Origin of the sequence: Streptomyces virginiae, assembly GCF_040638905.1 — a bacterium.
Classification (GTDB): domain Bacteria; phylum Actinomycetota; class Actinomycetes; order Streptomycetales; family Streptomycetaceae; genus Streptomyces; species Streptomyces virginiae_B.
Genome location: NZ_JBEZYV010000001.1, coordinates 551,044 through 565,025 on the forward strand (window position 1 = coordinate 551,044; position 13,982 = coordinate 565,025).

Here is a 13,982-nt window from a genome sequence, read left to right on the forward strand (position 1 = left end):
GTGACTCAGACGTCGACCAGCGCGGCAGCGGAACCCGCGTCCGGCGCCGGAGCCCGAGGCGACTCCGCAGCCCCGATGGGGGTCGGTCTCGGCGCTGCCTCCACGACAGGAGCCGGGGCCGTCCCGGCCGCATGCTGCCGAGACCGCACCACCCGGAACCGCCCGGTGACGAAGTGGGCGCCCTCGCAGGGCAAATCCGCGCCTGCCGAGGAGGGGTCCGCGGGGAAGTCGTCCGCGAGGTTCTGCACCAGGTGCACCCCGGCGTCCAGTGCTGCCGTCTCGGCGACCGCCAGCACCAGCGGGTCGGTCGAGTGCACCGTGGCGTACGACGCCCCGTGCCGGCCCACTGTGCGGCGGAAGAGAGCCAGACTGTGCGACGTCGAGTCGGTACCGACAAGGAATGAGACGGGCCCCGGCCACTCCCTGGCGTAGATCCGTTCGTCCTGCGCCGCCAGCCGGACCAGCAGGGGGCTGCGCACATCGGCGGCCGGATGATTCGGATGGCGCAGCGCTCCGGAGGCATGGAGCACGGTGCCGTACCGCGTGGCCTCCGCCAGCCCCGCCCGCACCGTATCGCTGGCGATCGCGCCCAGCAGCCTGGCCACACGTGCGGGATGCCCGAGCAGCCGGTCCACGGCCTCGCCCAGGTCGGCGCCGAAGTCCCCCAGACTCTTGCGCCCCTCATCGGTCGCGATGCCCGTCGTCGGCACCAGGATGTTCTGCGGCGTGGTGCGGACCGTTCCGCTGCACCGGCACAGGGAGTGGGCCAGGCCGCGCACGAGATCCCGGTAGTCACCGGTGGAGTCGACGATCACCGTGTTCAGGCCGGTCCGGTCGACGAACGTGGCGGCTTGGCGGGCGTGTTCCTTCAGCCAGCCGGCGAACTGCGCCGGTCCGGTGAAGTCGACGATGCGCACCCCCGGGTCCGTGGCCAGCCTCTCGTGCAGCCGTTCCGCTGGTTCCGCCACCGCGAGGGTCACGATGTCCGGTGGGAGGCCGTCCTCCGCCAGCACCTGCCGGGCGACGCGCACGGTGATGGCCAGCGGCAGCACGGAACGCGGATGCGGGGCGACGATCACCGGATTGCCGGTCACCAGGCTGGCGAACAGACCCGGGTAGCCGTTCCAGAGCGGATAGTCGGGGCAACCGATGAGCAGCGACACACCGCGGGGCACCAGGGTGCTGGTGCCCCGCATCGGCGACGGTTGCCCGCTCCCTTGGGTCCCGTGACCGCTCTCCCAGCTCAGGTCCGCTGGAACGCGCTCCGACTCCGCGAAGGCAAGGGCCACGGCCTCCAGCGCACGGTCCTGGGCGCGCGGCCCCGCGGACCGGAACGCCGCCTGCGGCGGCTGCCCCGTGGTGTGATGCACCGCAAGGGCCAGCTCATGGCTGCGGGTGTTCAGCCGGCGCAGCATCTCCACGGCCAGCCCGGCGCGCCGGTGGGGGCCGGCGACGCGCCACCCGGCCGTCGCCTGGGCGGCAGCCGCCACCAGAGCTGCGGGGTCGCATCGCGGGTAACCGATGCCCATGCCGATCCCGTATGGCGAGGACTCGGTGCACACCCGGCCCAGCTCGCCGGGCTGGTCGAGCTCGAAGGGCCGTCCCAGCAGTGAGCCGAAGACCTTCACAGCTGTTCGGACCGATCTCATGCCCGCGTCGGCAGCATCCTGTCCGGTCGCCTCCGTGAAGGGCCGCCGGCATTCACCGGCGGCGAGGGCCCGCACGGCTTGCTGAAGCAGTTCGCGATGCCGCTCATAAGGACTGGGGCGCACGGCCTTCAGCCTCTCCAGGTCGCAGCGAGATCGAGGAAAGCCTCGTTCTCCTGCGGCAGTCCGATCGTCACCCGGACACCCTCCCCGAGGAACGGGCGGACCACTACGTGCCCCCCAAGGCAGTGGACGGCGAAGTCAGCGCTCTCGTCCGCGAGCGGCAGCCACACGAAGTTGGCCTGAGAGTCGGGGACTTCGAAGCCCAGCGCGCGCAACGTCATGGTCACGCGCGCCCGTTCGACGACAGTGAGGGCGGCCCGCCGGGCGACTTCCGCGCGCTCGTCGAGGGCGACGACGGCGGCCTCCTGGGCGAGGGCGCTGACGCTGAACGGTACCTGCGTCTTGCGCACATGAGCGGCGATCCACGGCGGCGCCACGCAGTAGCCGACGCGCAGTCCCGCCAGTCCGTAGGCCTTGGAGAACGTCCGCAGAACCACCACGTTCGGGCGGTCGCCGAGCAGGGCCAGGGCATCGGGGACCAGCGCCGGATCCGCGTACTCACGATAGGCCTCGTCGACGACGATCAGCACGTCTTCCGGGACACGGTCCGCGAAGTCGAGCAGTGCCCACTCTCCGACTGCGGTCGAGGTGGGGTTGTTCGGGTTGCAGACGAAGACCAGCCGGGTCCGGTCGGTGATCGCCGCGGCCATGGCGTCAAGGTCCAGCGCATGGTCGCGCAGCGGGACCCGTACCGCCACACCGCCTGCCACCGCCGTGAGAATCGGATACGCCTCGAAGGACCGCCATCCGAAGACGACCTCGTCGCCGAAGCCGACGACCGAGTGCAGCAGCTGCCCGCAGACCTCCGAGGATCCGGCGCCCACCGCGATCCGCTCCGGCTCGACCTCGTGGTGCCCGGCTATCGCCTGCACGAGTGCGGTGGCGCTGAGGTCGGGGTAGCGCGACATGCCGCCGGCCAGCTCCGTAAGCGTTGCGGCTACACCGGGCAACAGCCCGTACGGGGATTCGTTGCTGGCCAGCACTACCGCGCCGGGCAATTTGCGGCCCGGGACATAGGCGGGCAACTGTGCCAAGGATGAACGGACACGCACCATGCTCGACTCGCTTCTGAATCGGTGGGGCCCGAGGCCGTGCCTCCGGGCACTTGACAGGTAAAGCGTGAACAGCAGAGGTCAAACGCTCAACTGTTTGGAGAATTCGGCGACAGATAGCATCAATCCGGCAGCCGGCACGGCAAGCCGTCTCCTCGCCTGCTGGTTCGGCCCCCCGTCACGAGACGGACTGGGCGCAGCCCACCAGGCGTCGATGACTACTCTCGGCTACAGGCAGGACTCACTGGTTGCCCCGACTCCTGCCGCCGACGCTGTCCGTCAGAACTGGTCCCGGCGCACTCACGGGGCGCCTGCACCCGTCCGCTCCGATGAAGAGGACCAAACCCAAGTCACCACTCCCCCAAGGTGGTTGCCGTCACCGGCGGCGACTCCCCCGCGGCTGACGGCCGACAGGGCGGGAACGGTCGACCGTAGTGGTGGGTGCATTCGTTGTCCCTTCTTGCACGCAGGGCGCTCGCCGGTGCTCTCTGTCTGTTCCGGCTCCGCCCGGGTGTCGGGTGCGCCTCGGCCTGTGAGGGGGTGACATATTCGGACTCGGGAGCAGGCATCACACAGGGGAACCACGGGCCTGCTCGACGAAGAGGTGGCGGCAGGTGGCACGTGCGACTCACGCTCCTGCCCGCGGCAGAATCCTGCAATCGCACAGAAGTAAGCGCAAGTAAAGACACCTTTGTCTTGGATAAGCCATGCTTACCGCGCGCGGGCGGTAGATCCCCCGTCCCTCGCCTCTCCACGGGTGCCCGGAACCGCGCTGCAGTCGACGACCAGGGCGGAGCCGGCCTGACAAAACAGGCTCAACCAGCTCGGCACCGCCGCAGGCGACATCAACGGGCAGCGGGCCATACCCCAGCCTGCCGCACCAGCGGCGCGTGACCCGACCGCCGCCAACCGGGCCCGTCCACGGAACGGCCGCCCGGGCCATGGAGTCGATGAGGTGCCTGATCAACGCGCAGCGCACAGCGCGGGCTGCCTCCCCTCACCGCCACATCGTGACCTCTGGACGCTGCCTGCCGTGATTCCTCCGTCGCCGCCCACGGTCCGGGCGCCCGCCAGGCGCAACCACTGCCCAGCGCGTAGGACGTCCCCGCCCCGGACCGACACCAATGACGCCTCACCACGTGGACACGTTCTCGGGTCAGGCTAAGGGCTGTCCCGTAATCCCCGGCGGTCGCACGACGACAGCCACGGCACCTCGCCGCGTTGTCGGAACGCCCGGATACGCCCAGTACAGCACGCTCCTCCGCCTTGCGATGCACCGCGTCTGACGCCGCGCGCCGATCCACCGGGGATTACGGGACAGCCCTTAGTCGAGGACGCGCCACGGCTTCGGGAACCATACCCAGCGCCCATTGACGTGGGCCATTCCGTCGTACGCCTTACCGAGAACTTCGCCCGGCTCCAGATACTCCCACTGGTAGATCGTCGTTCCCGGTTTGAAGTGAGGGGCCACCCTCTCGTATCCGCCGGGGAATTCTTCAGTAGCCTCATTCGGCCAATCCCTGAGGGCGTCCGTGGTAGCCTTCGCCACCTTGATCTCGGTCTTTTCAGGGTCGACGTCAAGTGTGGCGAGGGGCTTGGACCAGATCCACCGTTCATACATCTTCTCGGCTTCGGCCGCGAACTCCGGCTCGAAGACCACCGCATAGTCAGCGGCGTTCGGCTCCAGCGAAGCCACCACATCCTTATCAAAACGTGCAGCTATGATCAGCTTTCGGAAACCTGCATCGGTGTTCGGGAATTGTACCGACTGATTTGTGCTCGACGGCGTCTCGGTGGGTTGAATTCCCTGACCATTTGCGGAACACGCACTCAGACTCAACAGAAACACAGCACAGAAGGGGACAAAGCGATTCTTCACTTGCTTCTTTCTTGTGTGAGTGAGGCAGGTCGGACTTCCTGCCTCATCGGAGGAGTCCGAGCAGCCGGGCGTCATTCGAGTCATTTCATTACGTCGTTCTTCCCTGCCCGGCATCACGGGACGGCGATGGCGCTTGTTCAGCGGGCCCCTCGGGCGTGGCCGGCGGTCGTCGCCCATGTGGTCATGACTCCGGCCGGCTCGGTCAGGCGGTCATTGCTGCGTCAGAAATCCTGTGAGGTAGGCGCGTTCAGCCTCGGTGAGGCGCCGCGGGCGCTTGCCCTCCAGGTCGTAGGGAACCATCGTGGAGGCGGCCCTCGCGTACAGGGTCCCTTCGTCCTTCACCTCGTAGGCAAGGCTGAAGGACACCGCCCTGAGGCCGGTAACCCAGACCTCGACGGTGACGGGCGTGTCACGCCACTCCAAGGGCGCCTTGTACTCGATCTCGTGCTTCGCGCTCACGCAGCCCGCCGTGAAGGTGTCCACACCGGCAATTAGGGCCTGGCTGCCGAGTATGTCGCTGCGCGCTTCCTCGAGATAGGTGAGGAAGACGGCGTTGTTGACGTGCCCGTAGACGTCCATGTCCGACCAACGGACTGAGCAGCGGTATTGATGGCGAGTCATTCCAGTCATTTCGTTTCGTCATTATCACCCACCCAGAATCGGGGTAGGGCGTCGGGCATTGCTTCAGCGGGCCACTCAGGCACGGTAGGCGGTCGTCCCGCATTCTGGTTTCCGCGCGGATACCGCCCCGCAAACCTGCTTCGGCCCGGTCCGCAGACGTGCGACGGAGGGAGCCGCGCACGGTTACCACCCAACCGCTGTAGCTCCGTCAGGGGCGCGCCCCGAATACCGATCCGAGGCCCACCGCCGCTGGAGCCCGGCAAACATAACACGGCCATAAACAGTCATTTTTCTCCAACGGTATTACTCGGAAACTCCCACTTGATCACCACACGAGTCGGGCGGCACTATTCACGGACTGATCGTGGGCGCTGGCAGGACGATTGGCGTCCCCGCCAGCGAAGTGCCGGCATCCCCCTCGCCGAAAGCGCTATCACACCATGAGGCAGCTGCCGCCCGATGCAGCCCACGGCAGACCACCGGTCGCACGCAAAGTGCACGCGCCCGTGGGGGTGATGGCAATTCCAAGAGCCGGCCCAGCGCAGCAGCCTCCGAACGGCTTGGCGAGTGCGTTCAGAATATGAATGCACTAGGTTGCGGGCCATGCCTCGTCCTTCATTCACAGCGTTCCACTGGTCGCTGTCGCGCTCCCTGGATGTCATGGGTGACTGGTGGTCGCCACTGGTCTTGCGCGACATCTCTCTCGGCATTGACACTTTTGAGGAGCTGGTCCGCGACCTTGGCGTGTCCCGCGCACTGCTGAAGGATCGGCTCGAGAAATTCGTGAACGGCGATGTGCTGGAACGGGTCGAGTACTCCGCGCGTCCCCAGCGGTTCCGTTACTTGCTCACCACATCAGGACGGGAGCTCGTGACCGTGCTTTTGGCACTCACCCAGTGGGGCGACCGCTGGCACGCGCCGGAAGGGCCACCGATCGTGTTTCGGCACCACTGCGGAGAGGTCCTGGAGGTGTCGATCACGTGTCGTACCTGCAGTGGAGCGGTTCAGCCGGAGGGGGTCCCGGTCCAGCCGGGCCCGGGCGGGCGCGCCGCGCCCGGCACTCTCGCCGTTGCCGAGCGCCTTGCGGGGATGGCATGACTGATCACGTCGCAGCTTGGCGAATGGCCTGCGAGGCGGGGGATGCGAGAGCGGCAGTGGCCGCTATGTCCGAGGACGTTGAGCTCGTTTCGCCACTGACGGACCGGTTCACGTTTCGGGGGCACCGTGAGCTCGAGGAACTCCTGACGAGCGTGTTCGAAGTGTTCACCGGCATCCGCTACGAGGCGCAGTTCCAGGACGGGCAGCACGCGGTTCTGCGCGCCGCGGGTCACGTCGGTCGCCTGCGGTTGGAGGAGACCCAGTATCTCGAGCTCGACGACGATGGCCGCATCCGACGCCTCACCCTCATGATGCGCCCGCTCACAGCCGCCACCCGTTTCCTGCGCGTGCTTGGGCCTCGGGTTGCGAGCCGGCACGGACGGCCGGGCACGGCGGGAGTACTCGTCGTGGCGGGCACATGGCTCGACTCGGTCGTGGCCGGCGGAGATCGGGTCTTCATGCCCATGGCCAGTCCTGATCGATCACGTCGACCGGTCCAGCTCGACCGCCCACCGGCGTAATCGGCTGTCGGCGGTGTTCCTCCACCGCGGAGGCGTGCATGTCGGAGGGCGACGTGCACGCCGGGCTGCCATGTTCGCGGCCACGACACCGGTGATCAGTCAGCGCCACGATGTCGCAACGTCGAATCACGGCAGCTCTCATGCGGAAAGAGGTTTCTGTGTCGCGTCACCACACGACAGCGGTCAGCACCCCAGGAGCCTCCCGAGGGCGGTTGTTTGGCAGCACTCGACCTGGGCGACGGGCGCCACGATGTATGCATCCACAAATGATCGAATGTGTGAGTGCACCGCAGAACGGCTGGTCGGGGGCTCAGGCAATGACTGCCCGGACCTGCGCTGTCAGCATGCGTTCGAGCGCCAGCAGTGCTTCGGGGGCGTGGCGGGTGTCGAGGCGTACGGTGTAGATGAACCGTGTCAGCTCCGGGTTGGCCAGCGGTCTCGCGACAACATTGGCCACACCGCGGGGCAGGGCCAGGCGGGGCAGTACCGCGACACACAGGCCCGCGGCGACGAAGCCCAGGATGGTGTTGAAGTCGTCGCCCTCGTACTCCAGTCGGGCCTCGAAGCCTGATGTCTTGGCCATCTGGGCAAGCAGCTCCAGCCGCAGCGCGGCCTCGGGCGCGGCGACCCACGTCTCGCCGGCCAGGCTCGCCAAGTCGATGACCTTACGGCTGGCCAGCTCGTGGCCGGCGGGAAGCACCGCCACGACGGGGTCCCGTGCAACCAGGGTCCGGCGCAGCGTGCGCGGCGGCGGCTGGGGAATGAAGTCGTAGTCATAAGTCAGGGCAAGGTCGGCGTCTCCCCGTTTGATCCGGCCGTAGCCGGCCTCGGGCTCCAGCTGCGAGAGGCTGACCCGGACGTCGGGGTACGACGTTTGCAACTGCGCGAGAGCCTTCGGGACGATACTCGTGGCGGCCGAGGCGAAAGCGCCGAGCCGGATCCGGCCGGAGGTGCCGGCGCGCAGGGCGTCGAGTTCCAGGGCAGCTGCGGCCAGCGCGGAGCGTACCCCTTGTTCGGCATCGAGGAGGACCTGGCCGGCGGGCGTGGGGCGCACGGGACGGCGCTCCAATACTCGCAGTCCTGCGCGGCGTTCGAGTTCGGCGATCTGCTGCGAGACGGCGGGGGCGCTGTAGCCGAGTTCGCCGGCGGCGGCGGCGAACGAGCCGTGGCGCACCACGGACTCCAAGGTGGCGAGCAAGCGGGGGTCTGGCATCTGCATGGGTTAAGCCTGGCTTACCTGACGGGAAGATGTCATTTCTTGTGCTTAAGGAGGAACGCCAGCAGGATTCTGCCACCGGGCAAAGCGTGATCCGTCTCGCTCCCTGCCGTGGCCGTCCCCTTTCCCACGCCGCGAGGTGCGCCCGTGCACCCGCAGTGCCGTGCCGTGCAACGGAGCCCTGCCGCCCCACCGCGCAGCGCTGCCCGCAGCTGTCGCCGGCTCCGGAGTTCAGGCGGACGGTCAGTGATCTGACTGATGCATGGGAAAGGGGCGCTGCGTGCGCAAGCCACTTGTCGGAATCACCACTTACCTCACCGACGCGCGATGGGGAGAGTGGGAGCTGCCCGCCGCACTGCTCCCCGCGGCGTACGCCACATGCGTTCAGGCTGCCGGAGGCCGGGCCGTCCTGCTGCCGCCCGATGCGCCGGGCGCGGCGGCCGACGTCGTCGCGCGTTTGGACGGCGTCATCCTCGCCGGAGGTGAGGACCTGGATCCCGCCCTTTACGGGGCCGAGCCCCACCCGCTTGCGGGCACTCCGGTCCCGGCCCGCGACCGGTGGGAGTGCGCACTCCTCAAGAACAGTCTGGACCGCGACATTCCCGTCCTCGGAATTTGCCGGGGCATGCAGCTGATGAACGTTCACACGGGCGGCACGTTGATCCAGCACCTGCCCGAGAAGGTCGGGCACGACGCCCACAACGCCCATCTCGGGTTCTTCGCGCCGCATGCCATCACCACTGTGCCGGGCACCCGTCTGGCCGCATTCCTGCCCGGAACCAGGCAAGTGGCCACCCACCATCACCAGGCAGCCGACCTCCTCGGCGCAGGCCTGGCGGTCGCGGCCTACGCCGAAGACGGCACAGTGGAGGCCATCGAAAGCATCCGGCACCACTTCGCCCTGGGCGTGCAGTGGCACCCCGAGATGAGTGCCGACCAAGCAGTGATACAGGCTCTGGTGTCGGCGGCTGGGAAGCGTACAACGGCAGGGTTGCACGAGTCGGCTGAGCGGCAAGCACCGGTCGGTGGCGCTCCCCTTTAACGTCTTGCAACCCCTCGCGCCACCGCCAGTTCAGCTCCACATCCGGCAGCGGAGCGGCAGCTGCCAGCACACCGGCAGCGTCCGTGCCTGCCCTGCGCCAGTGACCTGGGTCTGAGGTGTGTCGTGAGTTGGGTATGAGTCGTCCTGGTCCGAAGATTCCGCCGTTGTCTTCTCAGCGGTCGCGGATCGTGCTGGAGTGCGCAGAGGGGCACTCGGTCATGGAGGTGTCGCGGCGGCTGCGGATCGGGTATCCCACGGAAGATCACGGACGCGGATGTCGAGCGGGTGATCGTCAAGACGCTCGAAGAGGAGCCGAAGAACGCGACGCACTGGTCGACCCGGTCGATGTCCGCGGCCACGGGCATGTCGCAGTGGACGGTCCCATGGATCTGGCGGCGTTCGCCCTGGCCCCGCACCGGTCACAGACGTTCAAGCTGTCTGAGGGGACCCCGCTGTTGATCGACAAGGCCCGCGACGTCGTCGCGCTCGGCCTCGACCCGCCGGAGAAGGCCCCTGGTCCTCTGTTGGACGAGAAGTCGCAGATCCAGGCCCTGGACCGGTCCAAGCCGGTCCTGCCGATGATGCCCAGGGTTCCAGAACGCCGCAGCCAGGACTACATCCGCGCCGGCACCACCACCCTCTACGCGACCCTGGAAGTCGCCACCGGCAAGTCATCGGATCACTCCACCGCCGCCACCGGGCCGCCGAGGTCGAGAAGTTCGTGACCAAGCTCGACAAGGAAGTGCCCGCAGACCTCCAGGTCCATCTGATCCTCGACAACTACGCCACCCACACGACACCGGACGGGAAGAACTGGCTGCCGGCGCACCCGCGGCTCCACCTGCACTTCACACCCAGCAGCGCGTCGTGGCTGAACATGGTGGAGAGGGGGCGCTGCTGGAAGACGACGTGAAGCGGGTGCGGAACAAGTCCGGGGCCACCCGGCTCGGCTTCCCTACGGCACCTTTCCGGCGTATTCCGGCTGCCCTCCTTCAGTAGCCGTCGGTCCCGGGCTCCGTGCCGTCGTCGACGACGGCCTCGCCGAGGCGGAGCACACGGCCGGGTTCATCGGCGTCATGGGCCGCCCGGTCCGCGTAGACCCTCAACTCGTCCCCGGTCAGGACGACGAGGGGATCGGTCCACGCCTCGGTGTCTTCCGGCACGAGCAGGTGAGAGGCGCCCCGATCGATATCGTGGATCAGCAGCGAGGCGATCGCGCCCCCTCCCGGGCCCCAGCTCTGCATCGGATGGTCGTGCGGGCCCATGGCCTGCACCACGTAGAACCGGTTCCCCAGCCAGTAGCCCCCGAAGTCCAGGGCCACTTCCGCTTCCACCTGGACGCCGTCCACCCACAAGCGAGATGCCCACTTCTCGTCCTCACGACAGGACACCGCACGATGCCGGTCGTCAGGGCTGAACCTCACCCTCAGCCAGGTGTCCCCGTAGAAACCGCTGCACGCTCCCGGCATCGGGCCCTCGCGACGGGCCGGCGCGGCCGGCTCCAGAGCGCAGATCTCCGGAGTGCGGCACGCCCGGTCGATGCGCCGTTCGCACCCCATGCCCGCCGCCGCACAGTCACGGGGGGACGCCCGGGACAACAGCTCGCGCCCCCGCTCCCGGTACGCATCCTCGCCGACCAGGGCCCGGTAGGCCTCCCCGTGCCCCCACCATGCGAGCAGGTCGACGGCCACCGGCGAGCGGCGCAGCCACGGCCACCACGCCACGCCCTGAAGGCCCCAGTGCCGCAGTACCCGGCTCTCCGGAGCCTCCGCTCCGCCGAACCCCTTCTGCGTTCGGTGCTTCCTGTTCCATCGCCATTTCATGATCCCACCCTCCCCGTACGGCTTCCGAGATCATGAGAAGTCATCGGACGCCAAGGGAGCAAACTGCTTTGCCGACCGGACGGGGGAACCCGTGCTTGAACTGCTGCTGGCTGCGACCGGTTTCGGCAGGGATACGTGGCAGGCCCTGTACTGATGATCTCGCCGTGGGCGGACACCTCCGCTCCGTGAGCGCAGGAGTTGAGCCGGACAGGGGGCGAACTCCGTGGTGTGGTATGCGCGCTGCGGCCTCGGCAAGAAGGGGGCGCCCCCGGTGATCGCGTATGGCGATCTCGTCGTGGGTGCCTTCACGTCGGGCAGTGCGGCCGCGTGACCGCCGTCGGCCGGTAGCGCCGGAGGTCAGTCCCGTAAGGGCGCCGGGGCGGTCCACGTGTTTTCCGGCCGCCGCGGCCGGCTCGGAAGGGCCACGACGCGTTCACGCCGAAGGGCCGTTCGAGGCGGCTGATAACCTCCCTGTTCCTATGTATCCGTCCGCGATCAACGGCACCGTTTCGGCCCACCTCACGCGGTCCCTCGTCGCAGCCGTGGCCGACGCCCGTACGGGCGGGCTCGCCCGCCTGCCCGACCTCGGCGCCGACGTGCTCGGCAACGACATGGCCAGGGTCTCGACCTCGTCGCTCCTGACCGTGTGGGAGAACCTGGTCCTGGGCGAACCCGGCACCCTCATCGGCCCACTGATCCTCGAAGAGGCCCCGATCGGCACCTTCGGACTCTGGGACTACCTCATCACCAGCGGGTCCACCCTGCGGGAGTCGCTCACACAGGCCGTGAACCTCATCGCCGTGATCGGCGATCCGGCTGCGGAGAAGCTGGTCGTCGAGGAGGGCAGGGGGCGTTTCACGGTCCGCCACGCGACGGGCGGTTGGGGACCGGACGTGGTCGAGGCGGTCGACCTCTTCGCCCTCTCGCTGTTCCTGACGCGGGCCAGGTGGGCGACCGGACGCGACATCGTTCCCTCCCGGGTCACGGTGACCCACCGGCCGCCCCGCCGGGCCCGGGAGCTGGCCCGGCTGTTCGGCACCGACCGGATCCACTTCGGTGCGCCGTACAACTCGATCTCCTTCACGGAGGACGACGTACGAGCGCCGTTGCCCAGGGCCCAGCCTGGGGTGGACCGGATCCTGGCGCACCACGCGGAGCTGGTCCTGGCGGCTTCCCGGCCCGTACTCGGCTGGCTCGACCGCTTCCGGGCCGTTCTGACCGCGGCGTTCCGGGACGGCACCGTGAGCCTGGAGAACGTGGCCTGCCGTCTGGCGATGAGCCCCCGTACGCTCCAGCGGCGGCTCGCCGAGCACGGCACGACATGGCGCGAGCAGACCGAGAGCGTACGACACGAACACACCCTGGACCTGCTGCGCAGCACGGACCTGCCGCTCCCGGCGGTTGCCGGCCGGGTCGGCTACAGCGACGTCCGGGTGCTGCGCCGAGCGGTGCTCCGCTGGTCGGGGAAGACCCCGGGCGAGCTCCGCAAGGCCGTTCCGGCCGACCGGGCAGGGTGAGACACCCCCCGGGTCACGGAACGTCGGCGAGGGTGGCGGGAGTCGGGCCGTCGGGGCGGACGGTGAGGCCGTAGGCGGCCTTGGCCGGGACCGAGCGGAAGTGCGGGACGTGGGCGGGCAGCAGGTGTTCGAGGAGGACGGTCGACTCCCGCAGGGCGAACTGCAGGCCCAGGCAGGCCCTGGGGCCGAGGCCGAACGGGGCGTAGCCGCCCGGGCGGGTGGGCCGCCGGCCGGGAGTGACGAAGCGGTCCGGGTCGAACCGGCCGGGATCCTCCCAGACCCCGGGGTCCCGGTGCGTGAGGTACGGGCAGACCAGGACGTCGGTGCCTGCTTCGACCGCGTACCCGGCGAGGACGTCGTCCGCGGCCGCGTGGCGGGGCAGGATCCACGCGGACGGGTAGAAGCGCAGCGTTTCGTGGACGAGGGCCTGTAGCGCCCGGCTCCGTTCGGGGGAGCCTTCCGCGCCGGCGGCGAGGGCCCGCCCGCGGGCGTGCGGGTGGCGGTCGAGCAGGAGGTACAGCCAGGTCAGGGTGCCGGCGGTGGTCTCGTGCCCGGCGACCAGCAGGGTGACCAGCTCGTCCCGGATCAGCCGGTCGGTGTACTCGGGGGAGGTCCCGGCAGCGTCCAGCAGGACCTGCAGCAGACCGGGGCCGTGGGGTCCCGCGCCGGCGGAGCGGGCGGCTTCGACGGCGCGGCTCGACACGGCGTCGATCCGGGCCAGTTCGACGGCCACGGCGCCCTGGGCGGTGGCGCCGTCGGCGGGCAGAGTGGGGAGTGCGGCCACGACGGCCTGCACGGCGGCGAGTTCCCGTTCCGTATCGGGATCGAGGGGATGTCCGGTGAGGGAGCGCCAGATGGTGTCCAGCGCGAAGCGGCGCATCTCCTCGCCGACGTCGAAGACCTGCCCGCTGCGGGCGTACTGCGCCCAGCGGGCCGCGGCGGTCCGCGCGGCGCCGGAGATCCGCTGCTCGTAGCGGCGCATCCCGCGGCCGGTGAACTGGGACTGGAGCAGCCGCCGTTGGCGTTGCCAGGCGTCGCCGGTCGCGGACAGGACGCCGTCGCCGAGCAGCAGCCGGGCGCGGTGCGAGCGCTTCACGTACAGGTCGGGCCGCTGAGCGAGGACGTGCTGGACGGCGTCGGGAGCGGTGACCAGGACGGTCGGGCGGGGGCCGAGCCGGAACGCGGCGATGCCGCCGAGCCGTGCGCGGGCCCGGGCGAACAGGTCGATGAGCTCCCCTCCCCCGGCCTGCCAGTCCTGTACGAGGGCGGGATCCAGCTCGGGGACCGGGCGGCCGGCCGGGGACGGGATCGGGAGGGGGCCGGGGCGGGCGTGGGTGGCCACGGGTCTGCTCCTGTTCGGCGGCTGTGCGTCGTCACGGACCGGTTTCGGCATCACGCACTGTAGGGGAGCGGACGCGGCAGGCAACAGCCCGCCGGCCGGCCA

General features: G+C 69.2%; 13 protein-coding genes. 6 read left to right on the forward strand and 7 right to left on the reverse strand.

Going from position 1 to position 13,982, the window contains the following annotated elements; translation table 11 throughout:
- Positions 1 to 5: 5 nt before the first annotated feature.
- From AB0F82_RS02625 to AB0F82_RS02640, 4 genes are all read right to left on the reverse strand, one after another.
- Positions 6 to 1,790 carry an aldehyde dehydrogenase family protein gene (locus AB0F82_RS02625; RefSeq protein ID WP_436842023.1) on the reverse strand — a complete coding sequence of 595 codons (1,785 nt, stop codon included), beginning with the start codon at positions 1,788 to 1,790 and terminating at the stop codon, positions 6 to 8.
- Positions 1,778 to 2,824 carry a histidinol-phosphate transaminase gene (locus AB0F82_RS02630; RefSeq protein ID WP_362623024.1) on the reverse strand — a complete coding sequence of 349 codons (1,047 nt, stop codon included), beginning with the start codon at positions 2,822 to 2,824 and terminating at the stop codon, positions 1,778 to 1,780. The genes AB0F82_RS02625 and AB0F82_RS02630 overlap by 13 nt, the downstream gene beginning before the upstream one ends.
- Positions 2,825 to 4,145: 1,321 nt before the next feature.
- Entirely contained in the window at positions 4,146 to 4,700 is a 555-nt protein-coding gene (locus tag AB0F82_RS02635) for a hypothetical protein (RefSeq protein ID WP_362623027.1), read from the reverse strand.
- A 210-nt stretch (positions 4,701 to 4,910) separates the two neighbouring features.
- Positions 4,911 to 5,330, reverse strand: coding sequence for an acyl-CoA thioesterase (locus AB0F82_RS02640; protein WP_356809789.1), 420 nt, complete (start codon positions 5,328 to 5,330; stop codon positions 4,911 to 4,913).
- A 651-nt stretch (positions 5,331 to 5,981) separates the two neighbouring features.
- On the opposite strand from AB0F82_RS02640, the gene AB0F82_RS02645 reads away from it, so the two are divergent.
- Both AB0F82_RS02645 and AB0F82_RS02650 read left to right on the forward strand, forming a co-directional pair.
- Positions 5,982 to 6,419 carry a winged helix-turn-helix transcriptional regulator gene (locus AB0F82_RS02645; RefSeq protein ID WP_362623030.1) on the forward strand — a complete coding sequence of 146 codons (438 nt, stop codon included), beginning with the start codon at positions 5,982 to 5,984 and terminating at the stop codon, positions 6,417 to 6,419.
- A 23-nt stretch (positions 6,420 to 6,442) separates the two neighbouring features.
- Positions 6,443 to 6,940, forward strand: a complete 498-nt coding sequence (locus AB0F82_RS02650) for a nuclear transport factor 2 family protein (protein WP_362623430.1) — start codon at positions 6,443 to 6,445, stop codon at positions 6,938 to 6,940.
- A gap of 310 nt (positions 6,941 to 7,250) precedes the next feature.
- Here AB0F82_RS02650 and AB0F82_RS02655 read toward each other — a convergent pair whose 3' ends face one another.
- Positions 7,251 to 8,159 (reverse strand): LysR family transcriptional regulator, encoded by a 909-nt coding sequence (locus tag AB0F82_RS02655; protein ID WP_356809795.1) that lies wholly within the window; start codon positions 8,157 to 8,159, stop codon positions 7,251 to 7,253.
- Between the two features lie 277 nt (positions 8,160 to 8,436).
- On the opposite strand from AB0F82_RS02655, the gene AB0F82_RS02660 reads away from it, so the two are divergent.
- The 3 genes from AB0F82_RS02660 (at position 8,437) to AB0F82_RS02670 (ending at position 10,111) form a co-directional block, all read left to right on the forward strand.
- On the forward strand, positions 8,437 to 9,198 hold the full coding sequence (locus AB0F82_RS02660) for a gamma-glutamyl-gamma-aminobutyrate hydrolase family protein (protein WP_362623034.1): 762 nt from the start codon (positions 8,437 to 8,439) through the stop codon (positions 9,196 to 9,198).
- Positions 9,199 to 9,581: 383 nt separating this feature from the next.
- Positions 9,582 to 9,923, forward strand: a complete 342-nt coding sequence (locus AB0F82_RS02665; RefSeq protein ID WP_362623037.1) for a hypothetical protein — start codon at positions 9,582 to 9,584, stop codon at positions 9,921 to 9,923.
- The gene (locus tag AB0F82_RS02670) at positions 9,920 to 10,111 is read left to right on the forward strand and encodes a transposase (RefSeq protein WP_362623040.1); all 192 of its coding nucleotides are present in this window, start codon (positions 9,920 to 9,922) and stop codon (positions 10,109 to 10,111) included. The genes AB0F82_RS02665 and AB0F82_RS02670 overlap by 4 nt, the downstream gene beginning before the upstream one ends.
- A 79-nt stretch (positions 10,112 to 10,190) precedes the next feature.
- Here AB0F82_RS02670 and AB0F82_RS02675 read toward each other — a convergent pair whose 3' ends face one another.
- A complete protein-coding gene (locus AB0F82_RS02675; protein WP_362623043.1) occupies positions 10,191 to 11,021 on the reverse strand; it encodes a hypothetical protein in 831 nt (276 codons plus the stop codon).
- A 479-nt stretch (positions 11,022 to 11,500) separates the two neighbouring features.
- Between AB0F82_RS02675 and AB0F82_RS02680 the strand changes: the two genes are divergently transcribed.
- Positions 11,501 to 12,538 carry an AraC family transcriptional regulator gene (locus AB0F82_RS02680; RefSeq protein WP_362623046.1) on the forward strand — a complete coding sequence of 346 codons (1,038 nt, stop codon included), beginning with the start codon at positions 11,501 to 11,503 and terminating at the stop codon, positions 12,536 to 12,538.
- 13 nt (positions 12,539 to 12,551) lie between these two features.
- On the opposite strand, the gene AB0F82_RS02685 is transcribed toward AB0F82_RS02680, so the two are convergent.
- Positions 12,552 to 13,880 (reverse strand): cytochrome P450, encoded by a 1,329-nt coding sequence (locus AB0F82_RS02685; RefSeq protein WP_362623049.1) that lies wholly within the window; start codon positions 13,878 to 13,880, stop codon positions 12,552 to 12,554.
- Between the last annotated feature and the right edge of the window lie 102 nt (positions 13,881 to 13,982).